The sequence below is a fragment of the Acidobacteriota bacterium genome, assembly GCA_040754075.1.
GTDB lineage: Bacteria > Acidobacteriota > Blastocatellia > UBA7656 > UBA7656 > JBFMDH01.
In genome coordinates, this window is the sequence record JBFMDH010000008.1 from 194,218 (window position 1) to 208,722 (window position 14,505).

The 14,505-nt window shown below is 48.4% G+C and carries 16 protein-coding genes; 8 read left to right on the forward strand and 8 right to left on the reverse strand.

From position 1 onward, the window contains the following. Positions 1 to 94: 94 nt before the first annotated feature. The 7 genes from AB1757_11425 to AB1757_11455 form a co-directional block, all read right to left on the reverse strand. Positions 95 to 1,162, reverse strand: coding sequence for a hypothetical protein (locus tag AB1757_11425; protein MEW6127637.1), 1,068 nt, complete (start codon positions 1,160 to 1,162; stop codon positions 95 to 97). A gap of 29 nt (positions 1,163 to 1,191) precedes the next feature. After that, positions 1,192 to 4,209 carry a carboxypeptidase regulatory-like domain-containing protein gene (locus AB1757_11430; protein MEW6127638.1) on the reverse strand — a complete coding sequence of 1,006 codons (3,018 nt, stop codon included), beginning with the start codon at positions 4,207 to 4,209 and terminating at the stop codon, positions 1,192 to 1,194. Positions 4,210 to 4,284: 75 nt separating this feature from the next. Then, complete coding sequence (locus AB1757_11435; GenBank protein ID MEW6127639.1) at positions 4,285 to 4,710, reverse strand: hypothetical protein; 426 nt, start codon at positions 4,708 to 4,710, stop codon at positions 4,285 to 4,287. Continuing rightward, a complete protein-coding gene (locus AB1757_11440) occupies positions 4,700 to 5,194 on the reverse strand; it encodes a hypothetical protein (GenBank protein ID MEW6127640.1) in 495 nt (164 codons plus the stop codon). The genes AB1757_11435 and AB1757_11440 overlap by 11 nt, the downstream gene beginning before the upstream one ends. A 48-nt stretch (positions 5,195 to 5,242) precedes the next feature. Next, on the reverse strand, positions 5,243 to 5,857 hold the full coding sequence (locus tag AB1757_11445; protein MEW6127641.1) for an RNA polymerase sigma factor: 615 nt from the start codon (positions 5,855 to 5,857) through the stop codon (positions 5,243 to 5,245). A gap of 370 nt (positions 5,858 to 6,227) precedes the next feature. Then, positions 6,228 to 6,602 carry a hypothetical protein gene (locus AB1757_11450; protein MEW6127642.1) on the reverse strand — a complete coding sequence of 125 codons (375 nt, stop codon included), beginning with the start codon at positions 6,600 to 6,602 and terminating at the stop codon, positions 6,228 to 6,230. Positions 6,603 to 6,627: 25 nt separating this feature from the next. Further along, positions 6,628 to 7,368 carry a Fic family protein gene (locus AB1757_11455; protein ID MEW6127643.1) on the reverse strand — a complete coding sequence of 247 codons (741 nt, stop codon included), beginning with the start codon at positions 7,366 to 7,368 and terminating at the stop codon, positions 6,628 to 6,630. Positions 7,369 to 7,647: 279 nt separating this feature from the next. Here AB1757_11455 and AB1757_11460 point away from each other — a divergent pair, with 279 nt between their 5' ends. From AB1757_11460 to AB1757_11495, 8 genes are all read left to right on the forward strand, one after another. Next, entirely contained in the window at positions 7,648 to 8,469 is an 822-nt protein-coding gene (locus tag AB1757_11460) for a class II aldolase/adducin family protein (protein MEW6127644.1), read from the forward strand. Positions 8,470 to 8,540: 71 nt separating this feature from the next. Continuing rightward, entirely contained in the window at positions 8,541 to 9,041 is a 501-nt protein-coding gene (locus tag AB1757_11465) for a hypothetical protein (protein ID MEW6127645.1), read from the forward strand. A 74-nt stretch (positions 9,042 to 9,115) separates the two neighbouring features. Beyond that, complete coding sequence (gene eutM / locus AB1757_11470) at positions 9,116 to 9,397, forward strand: ethanolamine utilization microcompartment protein EutM (GenBank protein MEW6127646.1); 282 nt, start codon at positions 9,116 to 9,118, stop codon at positions 9,395 to 9,397. A gap of 80 nt (positions 9,398 to 9,477) precedes the next feature. Next, complete coding sequence (locus AB1757_11475; protein MEW6127647.1) at positions 9,478 to 9,747, forward strand: EutN/CcmL family microcompartment protein; 270 nt, start codon at positions 9,478 to 9,480, stop codon at positions 9,745 to 9,747. Between the two features lie 418 nt (positions 9,748 to 10,165). Further along, on the forward strand, positions 10,166 to 10,495 hold the full coding sequence (locus AB1757_11480; protein ID MEW6127648.1) for a carboxymuconolactone decarboxylase family protein: 330 nt from the start codon (positions 10,166 to 10,168) through the stop codon (positions 10,493 to 10,495). A 39-nt stretch (positions 10,496 to 10,534) separates the two neighbouring features. Next, positions 10,535 to 10,987: a PIN domain-containing protein gene (locus AB1757_11485; protein MEW6127649.1), complete on the forward strand. Its 453-nt coding sequence runs from the start codon at positions 10,535 to 10,537 to the stop codon at positions 10,985 to 10,987. After that, positions 10,971 to 11,174 carry a hypothetical protein gene (locus AB1757_11490; GenBank protein MEW6127650.1) on the forward strand — a complete coding sequence of 68 codons (204 nt, stop codon included), beginning with the start codon at positions 10,971 to 10,973 and terminating at the stop codon, positions 11,172 to 11,174. Before AB1757_11485 ends, AB1757_11490 begins: the two co-directional genes overlap by 17 nt. A 21-nt stretch (positions 11,175 to 11,195) precedes the next feature. Beyond that, a complete protein-coding gene (locus AB1757_11495; GenBank protein MEW6127651.1) occupies positions 11,196 to 12,935 on the forward strand; it encodes an NAD+ synthase in 1,740 nt (579 codons plus the stop codon). A 392-nt stretch (positions 12,936 to 13,327) separates the two neighbouring features. Here AB1757_11495 and AB1757_11500 read toward each other — a convergent pair whose 3' ends face one another. Continuing rightward, complete coding sequence (locus AB1757_11500) at positions 13,328 to 14,341, reverse strand: DUF4349 domain-containing protein (GenBank protein MEW6127652.1); 1,014 nt, start codon at positions 14,339 to 14,341, stop codon at positions 13,328 to 13,330. Positions 14,342 to 14,505: the final 164 nt, after the last annotated feature.

The window sequence follows — 14,505 nt, forward strand, 5'->3', positions numbered from 1 at the left end:
CGGGATGGATGAAGGATTGATGCCACAAGAAAAAGCGCCTGACGATTAAATGAATCTTAAATCGTCAGGCGCTTAAAAGTGCAAGCTTGATGGATTAGTTTTGTGAAGAAGCGGCTTTCTTCCGTTCAGCCTGTTTCTTTAAGGCTTCGGTAGCCTCTTCTTTGGTAATTGAACCATCCCCGTTTAGGTCTAAGGCTTTGAAGGTTTTTTCACTGGTTAGTTCATCGGCGGTTATCTTACCATCTTTGTTTTTATCCAGATTGGTAAATAACTGCGTGACATCAACGCCGCCGGTCGCTTTATTGGCAACTTCAGAAGCCAGTTGGGTCAGCACGCGATTAAATTCATTACCTTCTTCTGCGGTGATTTCACCGTTTTTATCTTTGTCCAACGCATTGAACGAAGAAACCATTTTCGCAAATTCATCTTTTGACAATTTGCTGTCGCCATTGGCATCGAGGAATTTAACTAAAGTTTCGCCAGTTCGCGGACCTCTAAAGCTCTGCATCCCGGTGTTCCATTCCGCTTCATCAATAAAGCCATCTTTGTTGGTATCGAAACGCTCCATCATCATGGGATTGGGCAACTCATCTTTGCCTAATTTTTTATCCTTATTTTTATCCATATCCGCGAAGGTCGGCATTTGACGATTCATCTGTCCCTGAGGCGGAGCCGCCGGTCTGTTTGAGGCATCGGTTTGATTCAATGCGCGGAAGAATTCATTGCCTTCATCAATCGTCAATTCGCCGTTTTTATCCTTATCCAGCGAATCGAACAGGACGAGAATTTTTGCGAACTCCGCTGTTGAAATATTACTGTCGCTATTGGCATCAAGAAATTTAACCAGGGTTTCACCGGTTCGCGGACCTCTAAATCCCCCCTGCGTTACAGCATTCCATTCCGCTTCATCGAGGAAACCATCTTTATTGGTATCCAGGCGATCAAACCGATCAGCCATAAAAGATGGAACCTGCGCTTGAAATTCCTCTTTACTGATTTTCTTATCCTTATTTTTGTCGAAATCAGCAAATGTTGGCATCGGGAATTGGCGCATCTGCATTCCCGGCGGAGGTCCTTGCGGAGGCATATCCTGCGCCGACGTCATCAGCGCGCCCCCGAAAACCAGAGCCAACAAAGTGATTAACTCAAATGTACTTTTCATTTTTCACTCCACAATTTTACGGTTCCGAATTAGAACCCGAATCTCAGTGAAAGTTCGATTCTTCGGGCATTATCAACATTGTTTGAACGACCAAAAAGCGGGGAGGTTAAAACGCCGTTGTAGAATCGATAGTTGGTATGATTCAGGATATTGTTGATGTTGACATTAACCGTCAAACTATATTTTTGACGGACATCGCCAAAGGCACGCATCATGCCACCGCCGCCACCTTGACCGCCACCACCAGGTCCGCCGCCACCGGGTCCGCCGCCACCGCGCATCATCACTGACCCCATCTGATTCATCGCCTGTCCCATTGCGGAGTTGTTGTTGTTATTGCCGCGGTTGTTATTGCCACGATTGCCCCCCTGACGCTGGTTGTTCTGGGCATTTTGATTATTGTTTTGTCCGCCGCTTTGCGCTGACATTCCAGGGAAACCGCCGCCAATTGGCGGGCCAAACCCGAAGGATTTCGAGATACTCATATTCAAATTGAAACTACTTGGCCCATCGCCGTAGTTGCGCGGAATCAGTTCTTCGCCGGGAAGCGGGTTCGGATTGAAAATGCCGAATCGGGTTTCAACGGCTCCGGGGGTGCCGGCAGCGGCAAATGATGGGCGATCCGAAAAGACCGTATCGAGGTTGTTATCGCGACCGGTGGTGATGTTAAACGGACCTCCTGAGCGTATGTTCATAAACGGACTCAAGCGGAATCCATATTTTGTGGTAAATGAACCGCCGAGAAAAACCGAATGGCGAACATCGTTACTGGAGCGCCCATATTCCGCCGCCAGGTCGTAGGGATTAGCCGGTGAAGTTCCCGCGCTATCGGTGTTGCTCTTGGTTGAAGCCAGGACGTAGTTACTGAAAATCGTGAAGGTGCGGCTGAATGCGGTTCTGAAACCGAAACGCAATTCGTGGCGGTTGGACATGCCATTGGATTGATATTCGAGAATCGCGCCTTGTGAGGGATTGGGTTTGACCAGATTATTGTCGGCATCACGCACCGGCGCATTGATGTTGACCGTCCTCAGCAAATTCACCCCGCGAGTATAGGTATAGGCAACCGTTCCAAACATGGTTTTGTTCAACTGTCTTTCATAACTCGCGGTTTGCAATATCTGGTAGGGCGCATTCAAACTTTCATCCTTGACGCGAATCGACACCACGCTGGTTGGCGCTGAACTGAAGGATGAAGGAATATTCGGGAAGAAATTGGGCTGTGCAATGACGAAATTGCGCTGGCGAATGCCATCATTGCGGATGGTGTTAAAGGTAATTCCGGTATCCAGACGACTATAGAAGATGCCGCCGCCCGTGCGAATGGTGCTCCTTTTGGCTTTATCAGGAACCCACGCCAAACTGTAACGCGGCGCGAAATTGAATTTGTCATCGAGATGGGTTTGGAATTCCTGACGAATACCGTATGAAAAGCTCAAGGTCGGTTTGATTTTCCAGTCATCCTGAAAATACATACCGTATTCCCACTGCGTGAAGCCGATGAACGGGTCGCCGCGATTGATGGAAAATTGCGAAGGCGCATAGCCCGGTGTATCGGTCAGCACTCGGCGATAAAGTTCCAGCGATGAAATCGGCACCGGCGCGCCGTCAACCAGAAGGCGATTGCCTTGCGCATCGCGTTCAAAATCGGAACCGAAAAGGAAGGTGCCGCCGAAATTTGATTGGTCGATATTGGAAAGTTTGGTGGCTTCGCCGCGGAATCCGAATTTGAGGATGTGTTTGCCTTTGGTATAGGTGATGTCGTTGGAAGCTTCCAACCCATCGGTGGTTCTATCGGAGAATAACTGCCCTTGATTGCCGCCCGATGTGAAGGCTTCACTGACGATGATGGCGGGCGCATCGGTTAAAGCGCGCGAGCCATTTGAACGACGATTGATTTGAAAACGGAATTCGTTGACCGCATGTTCGGAAGCAATCGTGGTCAATGAAAAACGCAAGGTATTATCTTTTGAAAATGAGGTCGAACCGGTTTCCGGCAAACTGAAATCGCCGCCATTTCGCGTGTTGTCCATTTTACTGAAGCGATACCATAGTCCCATGGTGTGCTTTTTGGTCAATAAATAATCGGTGCGAATCGACACATTAAGACTGCGCATCGGATTTACCAGAGTAGTGACGAACGGTGTGGGCGTCAGCGTGTCGGTCGGCAGAATAATCGCATTGATAAAAGCGTTGTCGTCATTTTCGCGACGATTGGCGTCAAAGAAAAAGCCCCAGCGATTACGAATGATGGGACCGCTGAAATAGCCGCCGTAGTTGCGCATCTGGGTCGGCGCTTTGAAATTTGCGGTGGCTTGACGCGCATTCAATGATTCATCGTTGAAGTTCATATTGAAGCCGCCGTGAAAGGTATCGGTTCCCGGTTTGGTCACGATTTCAAATCGGGTGTGTCCCGGTTCGGAATATTCCGGGGCAAAGGGGTTCGAGTTGATGCGGATTTGTTGAATCGCTTCTTTGGAAGGCAACCGTCCACCTTCGCGGAATCCATTAACGTAGACCGTGGCATTATCAACACCCGCCATCTGTTTTAAAGCGTCAAGCAGTTCATCCGGGTCATCCGGCAAAGCTGAGAGTTCGCGTTCAGTGATCACCGTGGCGGTTAAATTTTTGTCCGAATCAGTAGAAATTCCTGCCGAATCATTTTTGACTTCCACCTGTTCCTGAATGAAAACCTTTAAGGGAATATTCTGTTCGATGGATTTGCGGGAAGTGAGGTCGATTTCCTGGATGAATTTCGCGAAGCCTTCGAGTTCAACGCTTACCCGATAAATTCCCGGTTTAATATTGTTGAATCGGTAGCGCCCCTTTTCATCGGTGGTGGTGGTGGCGACTTTTTCACCCTGCGCGTTTTCAAGGGTTACGGTTACGGCAACCAGAAAGGCATTCTGTTCGTCGGTGACGACGCCGTGAATTTCTGAATTGTTGACGCTTTGGGTTTCGCCATCGCCGTCGTAGGCTTGGGCAATCGGGCTGATATTGGCAATTAATAAAAGGATGGTAAGCGTAATGGTGATAATTTTTTTCATTTTCAACTTCCTTGTCATCAACTGGGTCTCCTACTGTTTGGGTCCACTGTTTTTATCGGGAGCAGAGATCGGGATTTATTTTTCCTGGCGTTGTTCCTCGCGCCGTTTTTCCATTTCCTGAATCATCTTTTCAAATTCCGGCAACTGATCGGAACTGAGCACCTCGCGAATCCTTTCGCGTTCCTTCTGGCGGACTTCATCGAATTTGCCTTCGTACACTTTGAGTTCCTTGATGTTTTCGCGCATGCTTTTTCTCAAGGTTTTGAACTGGTCAAAGGTTTCATCAAGGATGGCGCGGATTTGCGTGTGCTGCTCTTTGGAAAGGTTCATCCGCTGATCCATGCGTTTGATAATGAACTCCTGCGGTTTGTGGTTTCCGGGACTCTCGTCATTACTGGTCATGCGCTCATAAAGATTCATGGCGAGCGCGCCGGCAAAAAAGCCGATGGCGAAAATCGAAAAGATAATCAAACGGGCTTTGGTTTTGCTCTTACTTTCCATGGTTCAACCTCTCTTCGGCAACAATAAATGTTGAGTCAATGACATCGTCTGCGGACGGTTCAGCAATTTCGATACGCGCCGCCGTGCCTTTTTCGGTTGACGCCGGATGACTCCATAATAAGGTTGCGCCGATGATTAACAGCAACAACAAAGCCATCGCCGGAAACATTTGTCTGGCGGTCAACCAAAGCATCGTCGCCATTGATTCGTCTGCACCGATTTGCGGCAAGCCAAAACTCTCCGGTCCACGGGCGATTCGCGCCCGCAGCGCCGCCATAAAATCCTTATCCGGTTCGATGACTTCCGGCAATGCCGTTAAATCGAGAACCGTTTGTGACAGCGAAAACAGTCGATACTCCGCAGCGCAGGCGGAACAGGTCTCCAAATGTCCCTGCAAGGCTCTGCGCTCATCACTACCGAGGTTCTGAGCTTTCGCGTTTCCGCTTAGTGCCGGAAACGCTTTACGAACTTTTCTGCACCCCATCGATTTCATGCTCCTTTTCATCAACAAACTTGCAAAGATGACTCTTTCTTATTTTTTCTTTTTCTGTTTTTGTTTATTTTCTGCGCTGAGCAGAAGCCTTTTCATTGCGCTTCGCAAAGCGCGCCGCGCACGAAAGGCGCGAACTTTAATCTTTGATTGTCCCCAGCCTAACATTTCGGATATTTCCTGAACCGAGTACCCATCGCGGTCTAACAAAACCAGCACGAGTCTATCTTCGGGTTCGATCTTTGCCAATAATTTCTCGGCAATGTCGGTGGCTTCGCGCTGGCGTTCGGAACTCAGGTGGCGGTCGCGTGCCGCCTCGATCATCTGTAATTCGAGCCATTCATCCTCTTCTTCCATAAACTGCGGAGCGAGATTTTCCGAACGGCGACGCTGGGCACGCAGATGGTCATAACAGGCATTGACGGCGATTTTTGCAACCCAGGCTTCAAATGAGCGTCCGAGAGTAAAGGTTGTGAGCGAAAAGTAAGACCGCGCGAAAACTTCCTGGGCGATGTCTTCAACCATATCCCGGCGACGAAAAAACGACCCGATAATGCTAAACACACGCGGGCTATAACGGCGTACAAGAATCTCGAAAGCGTCTTGATTGCCTTCGAGAACCCGGTTGATTACATCGTCGTCGCTTATCGCTTCCACTGGTTTCTGCTGTAGTCCTCCAATCGCCACAGCCGAATTAGCATTGGCCACGAATTCCTCATTGTCGGTTGTTGGAACTTTGGTTTCCACGCTTATCTGGAAATATTACTGAAAAAATCAACATCCGTTTCCACTGATTTGTCATTTGCGGCAGGATTGCGCCCGTTGACTCACCGCAGGTTAAACGTCATCGGTAGATTTTTGTTCAGCAAATTCGCGAACCGACGGTTCGACAAGCGTGTTCAATTTACAAAGAACCTGAAAGCCGTAACTCCATTTCTGCCTTCACCGGTTAAAGACGGAAGAAAAAATTGAATGGTTACGAAAAAAAATTCAAATTTTTTATAAGAAATATTTTATTTGCGGCAGGTTACTGGATATTTCCGTTCAAAACCTCTGCGAGCTTTTGCGAGAACGCCGAACGCGGCATCACCACATTGCAACCGGCTTCGAGGGCGCGGTTTTTCAAGTCAACCTGAACGTGGGAAAGAAAACCGACGATGAAAGGTTTTTCTAACCTTTTATCGGCTTTTATTGCCCGGATGAGGTCAATTGCGTCGAATTTCGTAGCATTCAAATCGATAAGCAATAGGGAAGGTGATTTTTGGTCTAAATAATTCTGGATTTCAGCCGTTGATTTTACCCGTTCGATGGTTTTACCAAGGGTTTTGGCTGTCGCGAGGATTTTGGCAGCGAAAAACATATCATCAACCGCCACCAGAATGCTTTCAGTTGTTTTATCCATCGGGTTTTCCTGGTTATCCATATATTCAAATGATGTTTCGCAACATCTCATCCAACGTGGCTTCGATGGATTGCGCGACCAGTTCGACCATCGGTTGGGTGTTCATCTGCAAGCCTTCACACAGGGCAATACGGTAATCCGCATGTTGATGAGGACGCAGAATAATCGGGGGCAGGGTCTTTTTCACCGTTAAAAAACTCGCGACCAGCAGGCTTGTCCGTTCATTGCCCGATTCAAATGGCGCAATTTCCATAAATCGTAAAAAGGCGATTGCCGCCTGTTCGATGGGATTGAGTTCGGTTATCGAATGCATCGTAAACCAGCGACAGGCATGCTCGACAATGATTGGCAGATTTTCCGGTCGAATGGATGAGCCTTCGATTATGGTTTTTCGCAATGCCCCCGCGCCAAAGGAATTTTGCAATCGCAATAATAAATTCAAATCGAGCCGGGCATTGTCATTTTGTGCGATTTTTTTCAGTTCGCGAAATGCCCTGAGCGTTTGGTTCAATAAAGCCGCAGGTTCAGAACCCGAAAGGGTCTCAGAGGCAGCGAACCGCGAGATTTCCTCGCGGGAAACCGCTTCACCCTCAAGCGCCAACACCGATTGAAGAAATTCAACTTCAACCCAGGCAGCTAACGCTTCCTGTTTAACCGTTGAAAGCGGGTGTTCGATAAATGCTTTATGTTTGTTCGCTAACCGATTAATCCATTGATAGGATTGCCGTGTAGAGAGTATCGAAGGCATTTGCGGCGGTCTTTGCATCACCCTTTGACTATAGGAAGCATAGGAAGGATGGTCAACAGCGAGTGGGTAAGTTGTGCTTGGTGCTTTGTACTTGGTGCTTGGTGTTTGGTGCCTGGTCTTTCTCCTGAGTTTTTAGCTTGCTATAAAGCAAATATCCCAATGCGAATACCTGAATGAGCACCGATTCATTATTCAAGTACAGATGCAAAGCACAACATACCAGGCACGAAGTACAAATCATAAAACACCAATGACAGATGATAAATGACTATGCTAATCTTTGCCTCTCATTAAGCCATGCATATCGAGCGCGAAATCAGACACCATATTGTTGAAATCGGCAGGCGTATCTATGAAAACGGATACATCGCTTCGTCGGATGGCAACATCAGCGCAAGGCTTTCGGATGGCACCATCGTTACGACGCCGACAATGATTTGCAAAGGTCGCATGAAGGAAAGCGACCTGGTGCTCGTCGATATTGACGGCAATAAACTCCGCAAGGAGGAACGCAATCCGTCTTCGGAATTTTCGATGCATCGGGAAATTTATCGCCTGCGCCCTGATGTTCATGCAGTTGTGCACGCGCATCCGCCCTTCGGAACCGGTTTTGCCGTTGCCAATGTGCCGCTCGATAAACCACTGCTTTCGGAAGTGATTTTGACTTTGGGATGTGTGCCGCTGACGGCTTACGGGACGCCTTCGACCAATGAATTGGTCGAATCGCTCACCCCGTTTATCCCGCATCACGACGCCTTGCTGCTCGCCAATCACGGTGCGGTGGCTTATGGCGGCGATTTGGATTCGGCATACTATCGCATGGAAACGCTTGAGCATTTCGCGAAAATCGCTTTGATTGCTCGACTCGTCGGGCAGCCGAAAGAGATTCCGCCTGAAGCGATTGGCAAATTATTAGACGTGCGCGAACGTGCGGGTTACATGCCGCCGGATGCGCGAGGCGGACAGGTTTGCGGGTATTTGCCGGGGCGCGAAAATCAAACGGTCAGTTCGACCGCGACCGACGCGACCGACGAAGAGACGGTGACGCTTACCAAGAGTGAATTGAGCGCCTTGATTTCAGAAGCGGCTCGATTGATTGCGCAACAGATGCGCGGATGATGATTAGCCCAGCCGTGAAATTCCGGTAAAGCGAAAAGGCAGTTGCGCTTTACCTTTTCACAGGAGATCGGATGATGAGAAGAAGTATTTTAATCGGTTTGGTTTGGTTGATGCTTACGGGTCTGGCTTGGGCGGGTCCGAAACCCGATTACAACGGCAAATGGAAATTGGATTTCGCCAAATGTGAAGGGGTGCCGCAAGGCATGGATCAAGTGATGACCATCACCCATAAAGGCGATGACATGACCGTCGTTACCAAAGTTTATCCGGCTCAGGATATGCTTGCCAGTGTTGTCAATGACAGCTATGCGCTTGGCGGACAGGAAACCAAATATGTGGCGCAGTACGGCGGTGAACCCGGCGAAGGAAAACGCCTTGCCAAATGGTCAAATGACGGCTGGGGATTGGACATTAGCGAGGAAGCCGCCATCAACACCAAACAGGGTGTCGTCAAACTCGTGACTTCGCGGAAATGGATGCTTTCGCCCGATGGCAAAACTATCACCATCGAAATGACCGCCAAAAACCCACGAGGCGAAACCAAAACCAAAAGAGTTTTTGTCAAAGTTTAAATCACCACAGGGAGTTCAAGATGAAGCCCGGAAATTTTCATTCTGGCTTCTGAATACTACACATAGGAGACGATATGGAAGCACTTGGAATGATTGAGACCAAAGGACTGGTTGCCATGATCGAAGCCGCCGATGCGATGGTCAAAGCCGCCAATGTCACATTGGTCGGTTACGAAAAAATCGGCGCAGGATTTGTGACTGCGATAGTGCGCGGCGATGTTGCCGCCGTCAAAGCCGCCACCGATGCCGGAGCCGCCGCCGCGCGCCGCGTCGGAGAACTGGTCAGTGTTCACGTCATCCCGCGCCCGCATCACGCCGTTGACGAAGAACTCCCGGTGACGAACGAATCCAGATAACGGTCGCCGGTGGTCGGTAGCCAGTGGTTGGTTATGATCAGCCACTGGCTACCGGTTGCCGATTACTGATTACCGAAAATATGTTATTAGCCAAGATTGTCGGAACCGTTGTCGCGACGCGCAAAGATGAACGCCTGCACGGGCGCAAATTGCTGATCGCGCGACTGGTGGATGAAAACGGACAGGAACAAAAAAGCCATGTTATCGCCGTTGATACCGTAGGCGCAGGCTTTCGTGAAACCGTTATCATTGTGCAAGGCAGTTCAGCGCGCATGGCTGAAGGCTGTAAAGATATGCCCGTCGATGCCGCCGTCGTTGGCATCGTCGATACGGTCGATGTGATTCAATGATGTAAACCAACTAAAATGAAAGTTGTCTTCTCAACTTTAATACACATCCTTTTCCCATTATTTGGCTTCGAATATTATTTGCGATTATGCCACCAAATGAATCGTGATGAAATCAGTTCTCCACCTACCCTTACCTACTTTTTTTTGTTTTTTACCTACGGTGGACTAATTCTGTTAATTTACACAAAACTTTTTTGGTATTGGTCTGGACTGGCAAGTCTCGGAGCTGCCTATCTGTTGGTGGTTGCTCCGATTATTCTATCTTTTATCGCCTTTCTTCAATTTCAAAATAGATACCTGTCGCGCTACCATCGCAGCGCGTTTATTGCCAGTACCGCTTACGGTGTTCTAAGCGGTGTTGTCTGGGTCGTTATCATTTACCTGAAAACTACTAACCTAGCTTAAAAGGAGATTCACCATGTCACATTATCACGATGAAAACGATATGAAATTGCTCAAGGAAATGTCTAAGCTTTCGCCTGAAGAATTCAAAGCCTGGTTTAATTTAAACAGCATCGTCGGGCGCGAAGGCGGCAACATTCCTGTTAAATACCGCGAACTGATTGCCCTTGCCGTCGCTTTCACGACGCAATGCCCTTATTGCATCGAAGCCCACGCCAAAGCCGCGAAAAAAGTCGGCGCGACCCGCGAAGAGGTCAGCGAAACCGCTTTCCTTGCCGCCGCTCTGCGCGCCGGCGGAGCCGCTACCCACGGCGCAATGGCGCTCAAGTTTTTTGACGCTGAATAAATTTCCGGAATGGTTAATCTTTAACCCGTTGCATCAGTTATGAAAATTTATCTTGATAATTGCAGTTTGCAACGACCCCTGGATAGTAAATCGCAAATTCGTATCTTGCTCGAATCCGAAGCTGTTTTATTCATCATTGAGTTATGCGAGAAAAATCTGGTTGAATTGATTAGCTCACAGGTTTTGTTGTTTGAAATTAACCAAAGCGTCAATTTAGCCCGAAAAGAATTTGCACTCGAAGTGCTGCAATATTCAACAACGGTCGTTACACTTGATGAGGAGATAAAAAATCGTGCTAAGGAAATTGCCGCAGCAGGAATTATGGCTTTGGATGCTTTGCATCTGGCAGCAGCAGAGATAGGTGGAGCAAATTACTTTTGTACCTGTGATGATAAACTTTTGAAAAAAGCAAAAGCTTTGGTAAAACCGACATTGACGGTGGTTTCGCCACTTCAGCTTTTAGAGGAATTGGAAAATGACAACGGAAGTTAAACCACTGGCTGAAATTACTCATGAAGCGATTAACGTACTCTGCAAAAATATCGGCGTTGCAAATACTTTGAGGTTTATTAACCAGTTTACCCAAGGGTATGGCAACTACACGGATGAAAGACAGACACTATTTGAATCTCTATCTGTTGAGGAAATCGCTGCTGACATTGCATCAAAACCCCAATAGTCGGCTTACTCTTGTAAACTCATGAACATTCTCAGAATTGCAATGGCGCAAATCAATCCGACAGTCGGCGACCTGTCGGCGAATGTTGACCGCGTGATTGATTACCTGAATCAAGCCCGCGCATTTGGCGCAGATGTGACGATTTTTCCTGAACTCTCGCTGCCGGGTTATCCGCCCGAAGACCTGCTTTTAAAACCCCATTTCGCGCGGGAAAATCGTCGCGCCCTTGAGCGCATCATCGAAGCCAGCGGCAAACAACTCATCGTCGTCGGTTTTGTCGATACCGATGGTTCGGATATTTATAACGCCGCAGCAGTGATTGCCGTCGGCGAACTCGTCGATGTCTATCACAAAACCTATTTGCCGAATTATGGCGTGTTTGATGAAGAGCGTTATTTTCAAGCCGGGAAAACCTTTCCGGTTTATGCCATCGGCGATGCCCGCATCGGCGTGAATATCTGCGAAGACATCTGGTATCCGGGCGGTCCCGACAAATCACAATCGCTGTTTGGCGATGCCCATTTGATTATCAACATCTCCGCTTCACCTTATCACGCCAATAAAACCTATGACCGCGAACGCATGCTCTGTACCCGCGCCGAAGACAACGCCGTGGCGCTTGCCTATTGCAACCTCGTCGGCGGACAGGATGAACTGATATTTGATGGCAACAGCTTAATCATCAACGAAGGCGGGCATATTATCGCGCGCGGTAAAGCCTTTGAAGAAGATTTAATCATTGCAGACATCGATACCGAACGGGTGTTCGGCGAACGCCTGCACGATCCGCGTCGTCGTCGTGAAAAGATTCGCGCCAAATTCGATGAAGCGGTTTATACGATTCAACTCGAAGCGGATGTGCGCCATTCAAGTGAACGACCACAACTGACGAATCATGATTACCAGCGACTCAGCGAGGAAGCTGAAGTTTATACGGCGTTGGTTCTGGGAACCCGCGATTACATTCGCAAAAACGGCTTCGATAAAGTTTTTATTGGTCTATCGGGCGGCGTCGATTCGGCGCTCACGGCGGTGATTGCCGCAGATGCCATCGGCGCGGAAAACGTTCACACCGTATTTATGCCGACGGTTTATTCATCAAGCGAGAGCGCCCGGGATGCTGAACTGCTCGCCGAAAATTTAGGCGTGCATTATCAGGTCATCGAAATTCAAAGCACCTTTGACGCCTATTTGAAAATGCTTGAGCCGACCTTTGATGATTTGCCAGGCGATACCACAGAAGAAAATATTCAGGCGCGGATTCGCGGCAATATTTTAATGGCGCTGTCGAATAAGTTTCGCGGACTGGTGCTTTCGACCGGCAATAAAAGCGAAATGAGCGTCGGCTATGCGACACTCTATGGCGATATGGCGGGCGGCTTTGCGGTGCTGAAAGATGTGCCGAAAACCCTGGTCTATCGCATCTGCAAGTTTCTAAACGAACGCGGCGATAAGCCGGTCATTCCCGAATACATCATCACCCGCCCGCCATCTGCGGAACTCAAACCTAATCAAACCGACCAGGATACCCTGCCGCCTTATGATATTCTCGACGGCATCATTCATCTGTACGTTGAAAAAGATATGAACGGCGAAGCGATTATCGCCGCAGGCTTCAAACCGGAAACCGTGCGTTGGGTCATCAGTCGCATTGATGCGGCGGAGTATAAACGCCGTCAAGCGCCGCCGGGAATAAAAATTACGCCGCGCGCCTTTGGACGCGACCGCCGCATGCCGATTACCAACAAGTATCACAATTGAAATTCTAAAATATCAGGGTGTTTGTGGCGTGGAATTGGCTGCCCTTGAGATAACTATCGGGCGTCGCCAACGCTTGCGCAAAAATCGAAACGGCAAAACTACAAACAGCAAAATCGGAACCGCCGCGAATAAAAAGCGAATCAACAGTAAAACAATCCCAAGGGCTATTCGGATGCCGAATGACCTCGATTGTTAGCGAATGATTTGGCGCTTGGTGGTATAGAAACCGTTTAAGAAAAAATTGTTCCCGGTGCTTTGAACAAAAATTGCCTGGCTGAAGGTGGTTTGAAAAAAGGGCAAACCCGCGAGAGTTTGCCCTGAAATGTAAATAAGGATTTTCGCTAACGCAAAAACTTTAGCTCAAAACTTTGGAAACGTCACGTTGCAAAACGTCAACTTTGGGTTTGTGGCAATGGCTCATCCTCTGCGGGCGCATCACCATCTCGACTCGCTCGCCAGCGACGATATGCCAATCGTAAAACCAAAAATAATGGTATGCCGATAAACAGCACAACCGGAATCGCTGCGATTGCCAGGCGAACCAAACCGAGAACGAAACCTGCCGCCCAGTCTATGCCATCGCCAAAGGCTTCTTTGATGCTGTACCAGAAGCCTTTCGGATTTGATGAGACAATCGGTGTCGGGGTCTGCAAAACAATGGTGATGGTCGAAAGCGCCGCTTGATTTTCGATGAAGCGTTTGCGCCCTTCGAGGCGTTCAATCTCTGTGCGGACATTGGCGATTTCCGTTTGCACTGAAAGCGCGTCTTCAACTTTCGCGGCGCGTTTTAAAATGTCGAGGAATTGTTGTTCCAGAGCTTTCTGAGTTTTAATGCGGGCTTCAAGGTCGATGAACTCTTCGGTGACGTCCTGCCCGGTGACATTTTCATTGATGACGCGCGAACCGATGGGGCGAATTTTCGCAATCACCGCATCGAACCGGTCAGCGGGAACGCGAAGGGTGACGGTAACCGTTTCGCTTGCGCCGCTGCGACTATCATTTTGTTTATAATCCGAAGTCACCACGAAGCCGCCAAACTCACCGGCAATAGCATTGAGTTTACTTTGCAACTCGGCAGGCGCATCGCATTCGATAGTCAATCTGGCATTGCGAATAATTTTGCGTTCAATGACCTGTTGATTTTGCTCGGACGCGGTTGCCTCATTGAATGAAGCGTTTTGAGTTTGTTGGGTACGCCCGCCTTCAGTGGTGATTAAAGCGTTAGAAATCGCTGAATCGGCGTTTATAACTTCTGCCGTAGATTTAGCCTGGGCAGGCAACTGTTGATCATAATATACGGATGATGGTTTATTAGTATCTCGGGTGTTGCTATCGTTTTGTCCCACAGAACATCCCGATAAAAGAGAAATCGAGAGGATTATAAAAATCGTCGCGGCATTTTTCATGGCTTACCTCTTCGCGCTTGCGAAATTTCCTTCACAAGGTTTGGAATACCTCAATGACTCAAATGTTCAGCCATTGAGTTTAATTTAATTGCAAGACACTTACCGACTTGAGCGTTTGGTTTATCAAACCCGCTTTATTAAATATTGGTTCCAGGAAAATCCAG